Below are 16,590 nucleotides of genomic sequence, written 5' to 3'. Positions count from 1 at the left end.
GAGTAGAATAAATATCTAATTACCACCAGTTCCCTACAGCAGTTAACGCAGGAAGCCTTTAATGAAGCCAATCAAAAATCTTGCTCAGTATTATGTCGATCTATTAGTCAAGCTGGGTATCCTTCGTTTCTCTATATTATTAGCAATGGCGCTTGTTGCACTCGCCGTTGTCGTACAGGTAGGGATAACGCTTGGATTGAGTGGTCATGTTGATGATATTGATATTGTTCGCTCAGTATTCTTTGGTTTAATTATCACCCCTTGGGCTGTTTACTTCCTTTCTGTCGTTGTTGATCAACTCGAAGAGTCTCGCCAGCGATTATCAAAATTGGTGTCTAAATTAAAAGACATGCGCTCACGCGATCAAGAGCTCAATCTAAGGCTTCAGCAGAATATCGCAAAGTTAAACCTGCAAATTGAAGAGCGAATTAAAGCAGAAGAGGCAAGAAAAGAAGCGATTAATGATCTGGAAAATGAGGTCTTCCAGCGTGAGCGAACCCAAGTTGAACTCGCGGAAAGAACGGCGCTGCTCCGATCGTTTATTGATGCTTCTCCTGATCTTATTTATTACCGCAATGCGGAAGGCGTCTTCTCTGGTTGCAATAGAGCAATGGAAGAATTGACGGGTAAGCGAGAAAGTGATCTTGTTGGTCTGACGCCAAGAGATGTCTATAGTAAAGAGATTGCCGATCAAATTATCGATACAGACCAAAAAGTCTTTCTTGATAATCAAGCGATTACTTACGAGCAGTGGCTTGAATATCCAGATGGCAGGAAGAACTACTTTGAATTACGAAAAGTGCCTTTTTACAGTAAAGAGGGTGCACACTTAGGTTTAGTGGGTTTTGGTCGAGATATTACCGAGCGTAAACAGCACGAGGACTCACTAGAGAAAGCGAGTAGAGACAAAACAACGTTTATTTCTACCATCAGTCATGAGCTTCGAACACCTCTTAATGGAATTGTCGGTCTAAGTCGTATGCTTCTTGATAGCCAGCTTAATCAAGAACAGCGTAAATACATGCAAACCATCAATGTCAGTGCTATCACACTAGGAAATATTTTCAGTGACATTATTGATATGGACAAGTTTGATCGACGTAAGCTAGAGCTGTTACCGACATCATTACACTTTGAAGAGTTCATTGCTGAAATCGAAAGTATTTCTGCATTGATGGCCGAGCAGAAAGGCCTTCGATTTGATCTAGAACGATTAAGTGCACTACCTTCTGCGGTTGAAATTGACGCGACTCGACTGCGTCAGGTGCTATGGAATTTAATTAGTAATGCAATGAAATTCACCAAAGAGGGCGGCGTCGTTATGACCGTCAGTGCCGAAACTCAAGGGGAACAAGCTGAAATAATCATTGAGATAGAAGATACCGGCATTGGTATTGCTGATAGTGAATTAGATAAAATCTTCGCCATGTACTATCAAGTGAAATCGGGTAAGGATAACTTACATGCCGTTGGAACAGGTATTGGCCTAGCAGTGTCTAAACAACTGATCAAAATGATGAATGGCGATATTACTGTCTCTAGTGAAGAGGGCTTTGGTACGACATTCAGTGTGACTTTGACGGTGCCTTTAGCTGAAGAGTCTGCAACAGAAAAGCTTGCACCTGTAGACCAGCCGGGTCTAAGAATCTTTATGGTGGAAGATATTGAGTTAAATATTACCGTTGCTCGGTCACTATTAGAGAGCTTAGGTCACCAAGTTACTGTCGCCATGACAGGTCAAGAGGCGATAGAACAGTTTAATCCTGACAGTTACGATTTGGTTTTATTGGATATTCAACTGCCGGATATGACAGGATTTGATGTTGCTCAGTCCTATCGACAGACCTATAACAAGCTCCCACCTTTGGTTGCTCTTACCGCTAATGTTTTGAAAAATAAAAGAGAATATTTAGATAAGGGTATGGATGATGCGTTAAGTAAGCCGCTTTCAGTCATTGCGATTCAAGATGTGATTGCTCGCTTATGCGATATTGATCCAGTACTATGTGCGCCCAAACCTGAGCCTGTTAAAAAGGAACAAGTCTCAGATGAGACGTATTGTACCTTGCTTGATTTGCCTATGCTTGAGTCCTATGTAGATATAGTTGGTGTAAAGCCTGTTCTTGATAGCATAGAGATGTTTGAGGAGATGATGCCTGACTATATCGAAATATTAGATTCGAACATGGTGGCGAAGGATCAAGATAGAATAGTATCGGAAGCTCATAAAATTAAGGGTGCAGCGGGCTCAATTGGTTTGAAACGAATTCAAAGTATCGCACAAAAAGCCCAATCACCAGAGCGAGTAACATGGTGGGAAAATATTGCTGATTGGGTTGAAGAGATCAAGAATGGCTATCAGCACGATATTCAAATATTAAAAAATTGGTTAGCGCAAAGGTAATTATATGATAAAAAAAATCGCATTGGTGTCACTAGCCACAGTACTACTTGGTGGATGCCAGACAGCAGAAGTTAATTGGCAGCAAGACAGTACCGTTATGGTTGAAGAGATGATGATTGAACTTAAAAGCTCTCTTTGGATTGATAAAATGCCAACCATTGGGGAAGCATCTTCTTCTGAGCAAAATTTGCATGCAGCGCTCTCTATTGAGTCAAAAGATGAATTGCCGGCACAATTAGAAGTGGTCAGTGTTTCGATTAAGCAAGGCGCAGAAACGTGGCTAATTGAGAGTGAAGAGATTGATGTACGCACTCACAGTGCCAGTCACTGGGAGTTAGCTTTTGCTTGGCAGCTTCCGATTTCACCAGATACGCCCGCTGATATTGCCATTCAGCTTAATAACAATGGTAATGAGAAGTGGCTAGTTGAGCATGACGTGAATATCGATGTCGTGTACTAAACGCTGCTGTTAGTTACGTAAAACATTAGTTACTTAAAACAAGTAACCAATAAAACAAAAAGGCTTGCTAATCATAGCAAGCCTTTCTTATAGAACAGAAAGTTATCTTATTTAAAAGAGTGACTCTCTAAGCTATTTACTCTTCTAAGTCACCGCAGAAACGGTAACCTTCACCGTGAATCGTTGCAATGATCTCTGGCGTACCAGAAACAGATTCAAAGTGCTTACGAATACGACGAATCGTTACATCAACAGTACGATCGTGCGGCTTAAGTTCGCGGCCTGTCATCTTCTTCAGTAGGTCTGCACGTGTTTGAATCTTTCCTGGGTTTTCACAGAAATGAAGCAATGCACGGAATTCTGAGCGAGGCAGCTTGTAGCCTTCGCCGCTTGGGCTAACTAAAGAGCGACTGTTAATATCTAGAACCCAACCATTAAACTCGTACTTTTCTACGCTGCGCTTCTCTTCTTGAGCAGCACTTGCATTCATAGAACGACTTAATAGGTTACGAGCACGGATAGTCAGTTCTCTAGGGTTAAATGGTTTAGTGATGTAATCATCTGCACCGATTTCTAAGCCTAGAATTTTATCAACTTCATTGTCACGACCGGTTAGGAACATAAGAGCGACATTCGCTTGCTCACGTAATTCTCTAGCGAGTAGTAAACCATTTTTACCTGGAAGGTTGATGTCCATGATAACCAAGTTAACTTGATTGTCAGTTAGAACTTGGTGCATCTCTTCACCGTCACTGGCTTCAAAAACAGCGTATCCCTCTGCTTCAAAAATGCTTTTTAGAGTGTTACGAGTTACTTGCTCATCTTCAACGATAAGAATCTGCGGGGTTTGCATTGGCGGTACCTAAACTTGTGATAAAATTGTGCTAATAGATTAAATACTAGGCAAAAATCATAACATAATGTTAATTATTTTTAATAATAAACCAAACTTATTAGAAATAATACTACAGTTGCCTACTATCCTTAGTACCACAGTTTGTGGGGGGAATTTCCTTTTCCTTATCAGATACTCTACTAGTCTATGACGCGGATTTTATATTCTTAACAGCTTGCTAACAATGCAAGAATGTTAATTCCTTTCATTTTGTTGATTTATATCAATAGTTCAAATGTAACAAATATTAATAGTATGGTGTTGTTGTAATAAAGGTGTATATGATGATTGATGCCTATTTATGGGGAGTTTACGGAGATCCGTACTTTGATTTTTCTAGTACACCCCACAGTAATAACTACGCAATCATTACAGGATGGAACCGTTTCGGTAAAAAGCAGTCCCATCAAGATAACCTATTGCAAAATGAGCAATTATTAGCAGCCGCGCCAACTGTAGAAGTCGTTAATGTCCTAGTCGGGAATCGAGATTTTACTTGGTATGAAGAGAGTTATGCAGTTGCTATAGACAGAATATCAGCATTGGAACTGGCCCGTAAATGCGCACAAAATGCCATTTATTACGTTGAAGATGGCGAGTTAATACTACTGTCATGCATTGATCAGGCAGAGACAAGTATTGGGCGGCTAAACGCCAGATGCAGGAAAGGATTTATATAAATCATGGAGGAAGTATGAACGATATTACACCTGATATCTGTGACCAGTTTGAAGATAAGGTCACCCTTATAGAGCAACCGTTACAAAACTTCGGTTTAAAGGATGCTTTTTATGGACAGATTGAGACAGTGCGCTGTTATCACGATAACTCAAAAGTTCGAGATGTTTTGAGTACCAATGGTAAAGGTAAGGTATTGGTCGTAGATGGCAGTCATTCTTGTAAACGAGCATTAATGGGTGACCAAGTTGCGATTATGGCTATCGAAAATGATTGGGAAGGCGTCATCATTTTTGGTGCGGTTCGAGACGTGGCTGTATTGTCTCAAATGGAATTAGGAATTAAAGCGATAGGTGCCTGTCCATTGAAAACAGAAAAACGAGGGGCTGGGCAGGTTAGTGTCCCACTTTCCATTCAAGGTCAAATGATTCTACCTAGTGACTATATATACGCTGATTGGAATGGTGTGCTGACATCGAAAGAGAAGCTTCTTTAGCGCTTTCTTTTAATGGGATTTCAAGCCGTTTAGGTTGGCTAAAAACGAAATCCTAGTCCAAGTTCAATACCTTGCTGCCACTCTTGATAATCTAGGGTGGCATGCAAATCAAGGTTATCGGTGATTTTCATTCGACTTGATACTTCAGCAGACACAGAATCTGATTTCGTGTCATCGATTACTTCAGAATATGAATGAAGGGTACTTTTTACTGAGACTCGATTGGTGAGTTGATAACTAACTCCACTTAAAAAACCATTTTCATTACTGTCTGAGTTGTTAACCCGAGTACCTACGTATAGGTCAATCTTGTCAAAGAGGCTATATGAATAGCCACTGTCAATTTTCCAAGAATCAAATTGAGTAGGGCCTTGTTCACTGGTGACAAAAAGCCTATGTGGCGAAGTCGTTGCTGAATTGGCAAGAGATGGTAGCGAAGGCAATGGCGTAGCACTTACGTATGAGCACATCATCAGCATGATAAAACTGAATAGTATCTTCATAGGCCACTCCTTGGTTTATATTTTATTATTTTTTAAAGCAACTATTTTGTTGCAACGATAAGTAAAGCACAAAAACTAACCGTGTGTCTTGTCTTCTATATAGCAATTGGTTATTAGGATATTCAAATAAGCTTTGTATCACTAAAAGTGGTTGAATATAGGCGTTTTGTTGCTTAATTAGTGAACGAACGTTAAAAAAAATAAGTTTTCATTGACTCGTTAGCCAAAAGTAAGGTAAACGTATAGGTAATGACAGAGAAGGTTAGAGAACATTTTATGCTAAACAGCCGCACACTAATAATGACCACCATTATTATTACCGACATTACAATTGTTGGGGCAGGCTGCTAACCGAAAAGAAATTCAAAAAAAGGCCTGTATCCCACGAGATACAGGCCTTTTTTTATATCAGTTTAAAAACTTTGGAGAGAAAGGATGCGAGTATTAAAGTTTGGAGGTTCATCATTAGCTGATGCTGACCGCTTTTTAAGAGCGGCGGATATCATTGCTAATAATGCACAGCAAGAAGAGGTGGCAGTTGTACTGTCAGCACCAGGAAAAACAACCAATAAGCTAGTAGCAGTCATTGAAGCCGCTCTTAGAAATGGTGAAGCGGATTTACAAATTTCTGAGCTAGAAACGTCTTTTCAAGATCTATTTGAGCGTATTAAGGCAGAGTTACCAAGCATTTGTGGTAAAGGCTTCACCAATCAATTGAAAACGTCTTTATCGCAACTACGCCAATTTGTTCATGGCATCAATTTATTGGGTATGTGCCCTAACCATGTCAATGCTCGTATCATCAGTAAAGGCGAACGAATCTCTATTCAATTAATGAAAGCAGTGCTTGAAGCGAAAGATCAGCCTGCAAGTTTAATTGACCCTATTCAATACCTATTTGCTCAAGGTGATCACCTAGAAGCAATGGTTGATGTCGAAGTATCAACTCAGAACTTTAAGCAAAACCCACTGCCTGCTGGCCACGTGAATATTATGCCGGGCTTTACTGCGGGTAATGAAAAAGGCGAGCTTGTTACGCTAGGTCGTAATGGTTCCGATTATTCAGCGGCGGTACTCGCTGCTTGCCTACGAGCAGATTGCTGTGAAATCTGGACAGATGTTGACGGCGTATATAACTGTGACCCTCGCCTTGTTGATGATGCACGTCTGTTAAAATCCCTGAGCTATCAAGAAGCGATGGAGCTCTCTTATTTTGGTGCGTCGGTACTACATCCAAAAACAATCGCTCCTATTGCCCAGTTCCATATCCCTTGCTTGATTAAAAACAGCTTTAACCCTCAAGGCGCAGGTACGTTAATCGGTCAAGATACCGGTGAAGACAACCTAGCGATAAAGGGTATTACAACGCTTAATGACTTAACCATGGTTAACGTTTCTGGCCCTGGTATGAAAGGCATGGTTGGTATGGCAAGTCGCGTATTTGGCGCTATGTCATCTGCGGGTGTTTCTATTGTCCTGATCACTCAATCTTCGTCTGAATACAGCATTAGCTTCTGCATTGAATCCGCTGATAAATTAAAAGCCAAAAAAGTATTAAGTGATGCGTTTGAACTAGAACTCAAAGACGGTCTTCTAGAACCTGTTGAGTTTATGGACAACGTGTCAATTGTGACGCTCGTTGGTGACGGCATGCGTACGTCACGTGGTGTTGCTTCTCAGTTCTTTGCGTCACTGGCTGAAGTGAACGTTAACATCGTGGCTATCGCACAAGGCTCTTCTGAGCGTGCTATCTCTGCTGTTATCCCTGAAGACAAGATTGCTGAAGCGATTAAAGCGTGTCATGAGAATCTGTTTAACTCTAAACACTTCTTAGATGTTTTTGTTGTTGGTATTGGTGGTGTTGGTGGTGAACTTGTTGACCAAATTCAACGTCAACAAGCGAAGCTGGCGGATAAAGGCATTGTGATTCGAGTTTGTGGTTTAGCAAACAGCAAAGGCCTATTGCTTGATAGTGCAGGCCTTCCATTGGATCACTGGCGTGATCGTATGAAGGATGCCTCTGAAGAGTTCAGTTTAGCGCGTCTTATTTCATTGGTTCAGCGTAACCACATCATTAACCCTGTGTTGGTTGATTGTACGTCAAGTGAGTCAATCGCGAATCAGTATGCCGACTTCCTTGGTGCGGGTTTCCACGTAGTTACACCAAATAAGAAAGCCAACACGTCGAGCATGGCTTATTACCATCAACTGCGCGAAGTCGCACGTAGCTCTCGTCGTAAGTTGATGTATGAAACAACAGTAGGTGCGGGCCTTCCTGTTATTGAAAACCTGCAAAACCTAATCTCTGCGGGTGATGAACTAGAAAAATTCAATGGCATCTTGTCTGGTTCTCTTTCTTACATTTTCGGTAAGCTAGATGAAGGAATGACACTTAGCCAAGCAACTAACATTGCTAAAGACAACGGCTTTACAGAGCCTGACCCTCGTGATGACCTTTCTGGGATGGATGTTGCGCGTAAGCTGCTTATTCTTGCTCGTGAAGCTGGCATGGCGTTAGAGCTTGAAGACGTTATTGTTGACCAAGCATTGCCACCTGGCTTTGATGATTCAGGCAGTGTTGAAGAGTTTATGGCTCGTCTACCTGAAGCGGATGCGTACTTTAAACAGCAAGTAGAAGATGCTGCCCAAGAAGGCAAAGTATTGCGTTACGTTGGTGAAATTACCGATGGTAAATGTAAGGTTCGTATCGCTGCTGTTGATGGCGATGATCCTATGTACAAAATTAAAGATGGTGAGAATGCATTAGCATTTTACAGCCGCTACTACCAACCAATCCCACTTGTTTTACGTGGTTACGGTGCTGGTACTGAAGTAACTGCTGCAGGTGTTTTCTCGGATGTTATGCGTACTCTTGGTTGGAAATTAGGGGTTTAATAATGAGTTCAAGTGATATGGATGTTGTTGTTTACGCTCCCGCTTCGATTGGTAACGTCAGTGTTGGTTTTGACGTATTAGGAGCCGCTGTCTCACCGATTGACGGTACGTTGCTAGGTGACCGAGTATTGGTAAAATCTGGCGAAGAGGCATTTTCATTAAAAACCTCAGGGAGCTTTGTTTCAAAGCTTCCTAAAGAAGCAAAAGAAAATATCGTTTATGACTGTTGGGTTGTGTTCTCCAGAGAGTTAGCGAAAAAAAGTATTGAGCTAAAACCACTTGAGATGACGCTTGAGAAGAATATGCCGATTGGGTCTGGTCTAGGCTCAAGTGCATGTTCTATTGTTGCCGCACTTGATGCGCTGAATCGTTTTCACGGTCAACCATTAAATGAGACTGAGCTGCTGGCATTAATGGGTGAGATGGAAGGTAAAATATCGGGTGGTATTCACTACGATAACGTAGCTCCATGTTACCTTGGTGGCTTACAATTGATGCTTGAAGAGTTGGGTATCATCAGCCAAGAAGTCCCTTGTTTCGATGAGTGGTACTGGGTTATGGCTTACCCTGGCATTACAGTATCAACGGCGGAAGCACGTGAAATATTACCTTCTCAATACCGTCGACAAGATATCATTGCTCATGGTCGCCATCTCGCAGGATTTATTCACGGTTGTCACTCAGGTCAACCTGAATTAGCCGCGAAAATGATCAAAGACGTGATTGCAGAACCATATCGTGAGAAACTGCTACCGGGTTTTGCTGAAGCGCGTAAATACGCAACCTCAGCAGGGGCATTAGCGACTGGCATTTCAGGAAGCGGCCCAACTCTATTTAGTGTTTGCCAAGATAAAGATGTCGCCGAGCGAGTTGCACGCTGGCTCGAACAGAATTATGTACAAAATCAAGAAGGATTCGTCCATGTTTGTCGTTTGGATAAGCAAGGATCGACCGTTACAGGAAGTTCACTATGAAGCTCTACAACATCAAAGAAAATGATGAACAAGTCTCTTTTAGCCAAGCCGTACGCCAAGGGCTAGGTCGTAATCAAGGGCTATTCTTCCCATCTGAATTGCCAAAATTTGACGATATCGATGCTCTATTAGCAGAAGATTTCACGTCGCGCAGCGCAAAAATCTTATCGGCACTGATCGGTGACGAACTATCAAAAGAGGTTGTTACTGGTCTAGTTGCTGAAGCTTTTCAATTTCCAGCACCGATTAAACAAGTTAAAGATGGTGTTTACGCATTAGAGTTATTCCATGGCCCAACATTAGCGTTTAAAGACTTTGGTGGTCGTTTCATGGCTCAGTCTCTAGCGGCTGTGTCTAATGGTGGAAAAATCACCATTTTAACGGCTACCTCTGGTGATACTGGAGCAGCAGTAGCGCATGCCTTTTACGGTATGGAAGACATCAATGTTGTAATCCTATATCCGAAAGGAAAGATCAGTCCACTGCAAGAGAAGTTATTCTGCACATTGGGTGGAAATATCCATACCGTTGCTATTGATGGCGATTTTGATGCTTGTCAGGCTCTAGTTAAACAATCTTTTGACGATGCACAACTTCGCGAAGAGATTGGCCTTAACTCAGCGAATTCAATTAACATCAGCCGCCTGATGGCTCAAATTTGTTACTACTTTGAAGCTGCTTCTCAATTAACGAAAGCAGAGCGTGAGAACCTAGTGATCTCCGTACCGAGTGGTAATTTTGGTAACCTTACTGCTGGCTTGCTTGCTAAAGCGTTAGGTTTGCCAATCAAGCGCTTTATTGCCGCAACTAACGCAAATGATACCGTTCCACGTTACCTAGAAACAGGTAAATGGGATCCAAAGCCAACCGTTGCTACAACATCAAATGCAATGGATGTTAGCCAACCAAATAACTGGCCACGTATTGAAGAGCTTTGTCAGTTGAAAGGTTGGGGCTTAGATACATTAGGTAAAGGCATGGTAACTGATGAGCAAAGTGCTGAGTCAGTTCGTGAATTGCATAACGAAGGTTACCTGTGTGAACCACATGGCGCGATTGCATACCGAGTACTCGGTGAGCAGCTTCAAGCTGGTGAGACGGGTCTGTTCTTATGTACTGCGCATCCGGCTAAATTCAAAGAAGTGGTGGATGACATCCTTTCTTCTGATATTGATGTGCCAGCGCCTTTAGCTAAGCATGCAGCAATGGAACTGTTGTCTGAAGATCTAGCGAATGATTTTGACGCGCTTAAAGTCGTTTTACGTCGAGTGCAAAAATAATCAACGATTAAAATCTTACCTACTTTGTATTTAGGAAGTAGGTGAGGCTCTTAAATACAAAAGCGGCGCTATCTAATAGCGCCGCTTTTTTTATTTGCTACTGGTTCACCCCTATCGGAATGACAAGCAATCTGATTATAGAGAATCAGTGAAAGTACGTGCGATTACGTCTTTCTGTTGCTCAGTTGTCAGTGAGTTAAAGCGTACAGCGTAACCCGATACACGGATAGTTAGCTGTGGGTAGTTTTCTGGGTGTGCAACTGCATCTTCCAGAGTTTCACGCTTAAGAACGTTAACGTTCAGGTGCTGACCACCTTCGATTTTTGGTGGAGTTTCGATTGCAACTTCACGGCTCTCAAATTGGCCAAGATCGTTGATTGCAACGATTTGGTCAGCTTCGTAGCCACTTGCTGCAGCAACACAACGTGCTTCGTTCTTCTCGCTATCTAGTAGCCAGATTGAGTTAAGTAGGTCGTCGTTTGCTGCTGTAGTAATTTGGATACCTTGAATCATAACTATCTCCTAGTCCACTCACGTGGAAATTGTTGTTAAATTTTAAGTTGAGCTAATAATAATTATCTTATGCGGTCTATTCTAATATTGATTTGAGTCAAAATACAACCAAAAACATTATTTAAATTATGGGTATTTCTTTGATTTAGATCAATAACTTGTTGTTAAATAAGTGATTCCAAAATAGTTTATAGATTAAAATATTTTTTAATCGTCTTATTTGTAGTAATTTTCCAACATTATGAAAAGGTGATTTTTAAGCCCAAACGCGCTATAAAGCGTCTGAAAAAACGAATCATATTGAGATTGTAAGAGATCCATTAGACAGCGAGTTTGTGACAATGAATGTGAAAAAATATGGCAATAAGTTGATCGGTGCTCACGTATCAGCTGCAGGTGGTGTCGATCTCGCTCCTATGAGGGCAAGAGAGATTGGTGCTAATGCATTTGCACTGTTTACGAAAAACCAGAGACAGTGGAAAGCGAAGCCTCTTGAGGCTAAAACCATTAGCGCATTTAAAGCAAATTGCGAAATGCTCGGCTTTACAACCGATCATATTCTTCCCCATGACTCTTACCTAATTAATCTCGGAGCGCCGGAGGAAGAGAAGCTTCTCAAATCGAGAGCGGCGTTTATTGATGAGATGGAACGATGCCATCAATTGGGGCTGACATTATTGAATTTTCATCCTGGGAGTCATTTAAAGAAGATATCTGAGAATGAGTGTTTAGAATTAATTTCAGAATCAATCAACCTAGCTCACCAAGCGGTACCTGATGTGATAGCTGTTATTGAAAATACAGCGGGTCAGGGGACTAATCTGGGTTGGAAGTTTGAGCATTTGGCACAAATCATTGATAAAGTAGAGGATAAGAGCAGAGTAGGCGTTTGCCTCGATACTTGCCACACCTTTACCGCTGGCTATGATTTACGCACCAAAGAAGCCTGTGATCATACTTTTGAAGAGTTCGATCGAATCGTTGGTATGCACTACCTTCGTGCAATGCACATCAATGATTCTAAAGTAGAATTAGCGAGTCGTGTCGATCGCCACCACTCCTTGGGCCAAGGTGAGATTGGTTGGGATTGTTTTGAATACATAGCAAAAGACCCTAGGTTTGACGGTATCCCTTTGATTTTAGAGACAATAGACTCTGATGTTTGGGCTGAGGAAATCAATGCATTAAGAAAGTTTCATTGGAACTCAATAAGTTAATTGTCATCATGAAAAAGTTGGCACTGATCTTTCATTACTACTAATGAGAATCAACATTGTAGTGGGAGACTATCTAATAGATAACTCCCCACGGAATAGAAATGTTGTTAGTTGTATCAAAGAGGAGTGCCACACTATGTCTATTATTACTCAGTCTACTATTCATTATACCCCTGTATCATATACTGCACGTGCTTCACGCATGCCAACACCGAATCGCCATATTAGTGGCCAAGGCCGTTTTAGAACGCCACAGAAAAGCTCGTGAGGCCGATCGAATCTCTGTAAATTGCATGCGTTCTGATAAAATGAGCAAAACTGCAATTTATAGGGATGCGACATGGCAAACTCTGTGCAATGGTTCGATTTAATCGAAGCTGAAAAACAACAAGAGTATTTTACAAAAATGATGACGTTCATTGATGATGAACGCTCTGGTGGAAGCAGCATCTATCCTGCGCAAGAGGATGTGTTTCGTGCATTTGAAATGACGCCATTTGATCAAGTCAAAGTAGTCATCTTAGGACAAGATCCTTATCACGGGCCAAATCAAGCGCATGGTCTAAGCTTCTCGGTACTTCCTAACGTTAAGACCCCTCCATCACTGGTCAATATCTATAAAGAGCTTACTCAGGACATTGATGGTTTTAAGGCTCCCAATCATGGCTCGCTTGAGAGTTGGGCTAAACAGGGCGTTTTACTACTCAATACTGTACTGACTGTCGAGCAAGGTAAGGCTCATTCACATTCGAAGATTGGTTGGGAAACATTTACAGATCACATGATTGATCAGATTGTTCAACATAATGAAGGGGTTATTTTTATATTGTGGGGAGCGCATGCTCAAAAGAAAGGTCGCTTTATTGATCGCGATAAGCATCATGTTCTAACCTCTGTTCACCCTTCCCCTTTGTCTGCCTACCGTGGTTTCTTTGGTTGTCAGCACTTTTCACAAGTCAATCAGTTATTAGAGAAGCAAAACAGACAACCTATTGATTGGAAACTGGAAGATATTGAATTAGATTAATGTCGATTACTGGGTAACCTCGTCTTACTCGGTAGGTTGTACTAGTGACGACTCTATTACTAATAAATAGCCTCTATTTAGAGTTAGAATCCAGAATTGAAATTAGCTGAGTGTTTTTTGAACAAGCTCAATACACACTCAGTGACTCTCATATACACTTAAAAAAAGTAAGTGTTAAGGAGAGAAGGTTATGATGATAGAAAGGATTCGGCGCGAGCATGGCTATATGATTCGTTTGCTTGCTATATTGAGACAAAAACTATTAAGACTGAAGAATGAACAAACCGTCAATTATTCACTCATTCGAGATGTTGTGGATTATCTTGCGAATCATTCTGAAAAAGTACACCACCCAAAAGAAAATATCTTATACCACTACTTTCTTACTCAATATGGTCATCAATTTGAGATCAGTAATTTAGAGCTAGAACATCACCAACTATCAGAAAAGACCCATGAGTTTTTAAATGTCGTAGACATGATTCTTAAAGATGCGGTTATTCCTCAGGAAATGTTTGTCGGTCTGTTAGAAGAGTTTATGTTGGCACAAAAGCGTCACTTAGAAACTGAAGAAGAGTCGATACTCCCCCTTATAAGCCGCACATTTAATACCAGCGATTGGCAAGCGGTTGAGAAACTTTGGGATGTGAGTGAAGACGATCCTTTATTTGGTAGCACCATCGCGGATAAATATCAGCAGCTCTCTCGCAGAATCAGTCAATTAGATTCTGAATGTGTCTAAAGTAATCGCTGTCATTAATATCCAGATAGACAAAAGGCGCTTTAGGTAGCGCCTTTTATTTATATCTAATTCTTTAAGCCATGTAAGTGGTGAAGTTTAAATATCTATGTCTTCGAGTTTAAGGTTCATGTCCATATCTAGTAGTTCTTTTCGTAGACGTTGTCGGTCTTTTATTGCTTCTATTTCTCGCCATTTACGTTTAACGGGTTTTGAACGAGCTGCTTTACCTCTAGGGAAAGATGTTTCCATAACTTCGTCGAACTGTATGCCTTCCATAAGCCACCTCTATTTATTCGAATATGCCTGAAACAGGATCTTTTTAATACCATGTTTTGCCTAAGACTATCCTTGATTTGTTTCTCATTTGTTTATTTTTTATGAATATTTAATGTGGTTTCTTTACTGAATATCACAAATATCAAAACGCAGTTGGTCAAACAGTAAGCAAACAGACGTTAGCAAACGATAAAGTTTACTGTTAATTGGCAAATGGGATTAAAAACGATGATTCGCTTCAATAGTTAACATTTGCCACTTTTTATTAGAAACCATACAAGCTGAACTTTATGATTTCTCCAAATTGAACCAAAACCCTTTGCACCTTTATGCTATTAGCTTGAGGTGTGTTTTAGGCTTGAATTTGACCGCCCGAATGTAACGAGTTGTTAATGTTGCAAATGAAGTTTATCTATGTGTTGTAATTGTGATGAAATGTAAGTGTTTTATGTTAAAAATGGCGCAATTTACAGTGTGGAATACTATTTATGTGCGTTTTGTTGAGTATTGATTTTTGATGTGCCACACGGCATTATCCGGCGGTCAAAAATACACACTGCTTTGAAACCCTAGCTAGAATTAGGGTTCGACATAAAAAACATCATTATAAAATAACAGACACTTTTCGCCTTCTCTTTGAAGAGCGATGTGAGTTTTTTAGAGCTAAGCTTTCGTAGCTAAGAGTAGTGCAAACACCGAGAGAGGTTCTTGTGACAGACTTAATTAATTTGATGAACGATCTTCTATGGGGATCGATCCTTGTTTATCTACTTGTTGGCGTTGGTATCTACTTTACTGTACGTCTTGGTTTTATTCAGTTTCGCCACTTCGGCCACATGTTTAGCGTTCTTAAACACAGCCGTAAAGCAGATAAAGCGGGTATCTCATCTTTTCAAGCCCTTTGTACTAGCTTAGCTGCTCGTGTCGGTACTGGTAACATGGCAGGTGTAGCCGTTGCACTGACTGCTGGTGGTCCCGGTGCTATTTTCTGGATGTGGTTGATTGCAATGCTTGGTATGGCGACATCATTTGCCGAAAGTACCCTTGCACAGCTCTATAAGACACGTGACAGCGACGGTAACTACCGCGGTGGTCCAGCGTACTATATGGAAAAAGGGTTAGGCATGCGCTGGATGGGCGTGTTGTTCTCTATCTTCCTAATTATCGCATTTGGTCTGGTTTTTAATGCGGTTCAAGCAAATGCTATCGCTGGTGCGATGAACAACGCATTTGGTTTTGAAGAGATGTACGTTGGTATTGCTATCGTTGTTATTTCAGCATTCGTTATCTTCGGCGGCATTCGTAAGATTGCTCGCACAGCTGAATTGATTGTTCCTGTTATGGCACTGGCTTACCTATTGATCGCTATCTACGTTATGTTGATGAACATCGAGAAAGTGCCAGACGTTCTTAGCTTGATCTTCAAGAGTGCATTTGGTCTTCAAGAAGCAGCCGCTGGTGGCTTAGGTTACGCGATTGCTCAAGCAATGATTCAAGGCATCAAACGTGGTTTGTTCTCAAACGAAGCGGGTATGGGTTCTGCGCCTAACGCAGCAGCTTCTGCGACGCCTTATCCTCCGCACCCTGCATCACAAGGTTATGTGCAGATGCTTGGCGTGTTCACGGATACCATTGTGATCTGTTCATGTACTGTTGCCATCATTTTGATGTCTGGCGAGTACGTGCCGCACGGTGAAATTACGGGTATCGAACTAACGCAACGTGCATTGACGGCGCAAGTGGGTGACTGGGGTGGCATCTTTATAGCAGTAGCGATTTTCTTCTTCGCATTTACTTCTATCATTGCAAACTATTCATACGCTGAAACAAACCTAATCTTCCTAGAGCACAACAATAAGAAAGGTCTTATCTTCTTTAGACTGATTGTTCTTGGCATGGTTATGTTTGGGTCACTTGCATCACTGCCGACGGTATGGGCTCTGGCCGACGTATCAATGGGCTTAATGGCAATTGTGAACTTAGTAGCGATCATCTTGCTTTCCGGCATCGTGATTAAGCTGGCTAAAGATTACAACCGCCAACTGGACGCTGGTAAAGTGCCGACATTTGACGCCAATGATTTCCCAGAGCTTCAGTCTCAACTTGAGAAAGGCATTTGGGACAATAGTAAGAAATCTAATTAGTTCTTCCTATTAGAGTAATTGAAAAGCCATGCAGACAATGCATGGCTTTTTTTGTAATCTATAAAAGATAAACCTACATGGAAAAC

Annotated in this window: 16 protein-coding genes and 1 other annotated feature; of the genes, 12 read left to right on the top strand and 4 right to left on the bottom strand. The window is 41.3% G+C overall.

Going from position 1 to position 16,590, the window contains the following annotated elements; genetic code table 11:
- Window positions 1-61 precede the first annotated feature (61 nt).
- Both arcB and L4D20_RS08200 read left to right on the top strand, forming a co-directional pair.
- The gene (gene arcB, locus L4D20_RS08205; RefSeq protein ID WP_428801092.1) at window positions 62-2,404 is read left to right on the top strand and encodes an aerobic respiration two-component sensor histidine kinase ArcB; all 2,343 of its coding nucleotides are present in this window, start codon (window positions 62-64) and stop codon (window positions 2,402-2,404) included.
- A 4-nt stretch (window positions 2,405-2,408) separates the two neighbouring features.
- Window positions 2,409-2,864: a hypothetical protein gene (locus tag L4D20_RS08200; protein WP_428801091.1), complete on the top strand. Its 456-nt coding sequence runs from the start codon at window positions 2,409-2,411 to the stop codon at window positions 2,862-2,864.
- Between the two features lie 136 nt (window positions 2,865-3,000).
- Here L4D20_RS08200 and arcA read toward each other — a convergent pair whose 3' ends face one another.
- Window positions 3,001-3,717, bottom strand: coding sequence for a two-component system response regulator ArcA (gene arcA, locus L4D20_RS08195; protein WP_428801090.1), 717 nt, complete (start codon window positions 3,715-3,717; stop codon window positions 3,001-3,003).
- A 323-nt stretch (window positions 3,718-4,040) separates the two neighbouring features.
- Here arcA and L4D20_RS08190 point away from each other — a divergent pair, with 323 nt between their 5' ends.
- Both L4D20_RS08190 and L4D20_RS08185 read left to right on the top strand, forming a co-directional pair.
- On the top strand, window positions 4,041-4,439 hold the full coding sequence (locus L4D20_RS08190; protein WP_428801089.1) for a DUF3293 domain-containing protein: 399 nt from the start codon (window positions 4,041-4,043) through the stop codon (window positions 4,437-4,439).
- Window positions 4,440-4,453: 14 nt separating this feature from the next.
- The gene (locus tag L4D20_RS08185; RefSeq protein WP_428801088.1) at window positions 4,454-4,933 is read left to right on the top strand and encodes a putative 4-hydroxy-4-methyl-2-oxoglutarate aldolase; all 480 of its coding nucleotides are present in this window, start codon (window positions 4,454-4,456) and stop codon (window positions 4,931-4,933) included.
- A gap of 38 nt (window positions 4,934-4,971) precedes the next feature.
- Here L4D20_RS08185 and L4D20_RS08180 read toward each other — a convergent pair whose 3' ends face one another.
- Entirely contained in the window at window positions 4,972-5,436 is a 465-nt protein-coding gene (locus tag L4D20_RS08180; protein WP_428801087.1) for a hypothetical protein, read from the bottom strand.
- A gap of 289 nt (window positions 5,437-5,725) precedes the next feature.
- Window positions 5,726-5,842, top strand: a sequence feature (Thr leader region).
- A 29-nt stretch (window positions 5,843-5,871) separates the two neighbouring features.
- On the opposite strand from L4D20_RS08180, the gene thrA reads away from it, so the two are divergent.
- From thrA to thrC, 3 genes are read left to right on the top strand one after another with little or no spacing between them, the layout of a single operon-like run.
- A complete protein-coding gene (thrA, locus tag L4D20_RS08175) occupies window positions 5,872-8,331 on the top strand; it encodes a bifunctional aspartate kinase/homoserine dehydrogenase I (protein ID WP_428801086.1) in 2,460 nt (819 codons plus the stop codon).
- Window positions 8,332-8,348: 17 nt separating this feature from the next.
- Complete coding sequence (thrB, locus tag L4D20_RS08170) at window positions 8,349-9,305, top strand: homoserine kinase (RefSeq protein ID WP_428801281.1); 957 nt, start codon at window positions 8,349-8,351, stop codon at window positions 9,303-9,305.
- A complete protein-coding gene (thrC, locus tag L4D20_RS08165; protein WP_428801085.1) occupies window positions 9,302-10,585 on the top strand; it encodes a threonine synthase in 1,284 nt (427 codons plus the stop codon). The genes thrB and thrC overlap by 4 nt, the downstream gene beginning before the upstream one ends.
- A gap of 135 nt (window positions 10,586-10,720) precedes the next feature.
- Here the strand turns inward: thrC and grcA are convergent, their stop codons facing one another.
- The gene (gene grcA, locus L4D20_RS08160) at window positions 10,721-11,098 is read right to left on the bottom strand and encodes an autonomous glycyl radical cofactor GrcA (protein ID WP_428801084.1); all 378 of its coding nucleotides are present in this window, start codon (window positions 11,096-11,098) and stop codon (window positions 10,721-10,723) included.
- A gap of 341 nt (window positions 11,099-11,439) precedes the next feature.
- On the opposite strand from grcA, the gene nfo reads away from it, so the two are divergent.
- The 4 genes from nfo (at window position 11,440) to L4D20_RS08140 (ending at window position 14,084) form a co-directional block, all read left to right on the top strand.
- On the top strand, window positions 11,440-12,315 hold the full coding sequence (gene nfo / locus L4D20_RS08155; protein WP_428801083.1) for a deoxyribonuclease IV: 876 nt from the start codon (window positions 11,440-11,442) through the stop codon (window positions 12,313-12,315).
- A gap of 136 nt (window positions 12,316-12,451) precedes the next feature.
- The gene (locus L4D20_RS08150; RefSeq protein WP_428801082.1) at window positions 12,452-12,583 is read left to right on the top strand and encodes a hypothetical protein; all 132 of its coding nucleotides are present in this window, start codon (window positions 12,452-12,454) and stop codon (window positions 12,581-12,583) included.
- Window positions 12,584-12,655: 72 nt separating this feature from the next.
- Window positions 12,656-13,342, top strand: coding sequence for a uracil-DNA glycosylase (ung, locus tag L4D20_RS08145; protein ID WP_428801081.1), 687 nt, complete (start codon window positions 12,656-12,658; stop codon window positions 13,340-13,342).
- Window positions 13,343-13,532: 190 nt separating this feature from the next.
- A complete protein-coding gene (locus L4D20_RS08140) occupies window positions 13,533-14,084 on the top strand; it encodes a hemerythrin domain-containing protein (RefSeq protein WP_428801080.1) in 552 nt (183 codons plus the stop codon).
- A gap of 96 nt (window positions 14,085-14,180) precedes the next feature.
- Here L4D20_RS08140 and L4D20_RS08135 read toward each other — a convergent pair whose 3' ends face one another.
- Window positions 14,181-14,360: a DUF3545 family protein gene (locus tag L4D20_RS08135; protein ID WP_428801079.1), complete on the bottom strand. Its 180-nt coding sequence runs from the start codon at window positions 14,358-14,360 to the stop codon at window positions 14,181-14,183.
- A 710-nt stretch (window positions 14,361-15,070) separates the two neighbouring features.
- Between L4D20_RS08135 and L4D20_RS08130 the strand changes: the two genes are divergently transcribed.
- Entirely contained in the window at window positions 15,071-16,504 is a 1,434-nt protein-coding gene (locus L4D20_RS08130) for an alanine/glycine:cation symporter family protein (RefSeq protein ID WP_428801078.1), read from the top strand.
- The last annotated feature ends 86 nt before the right edge of the window (window positions 16,505-16,590 follow it).

It is taken from the genome of Vibrio kyushuensis (assembly GCF_050337325.1).
Lineage (GTDB): Bacteria > Pseudomonadota > Gammaproteobacteria > Enterobacterales > Vibrionaceae > Vibrio > Vibrio kyushuensis.
This window is presented reverse-complemented; position numbering and strand designations above follow the sequence as displayed.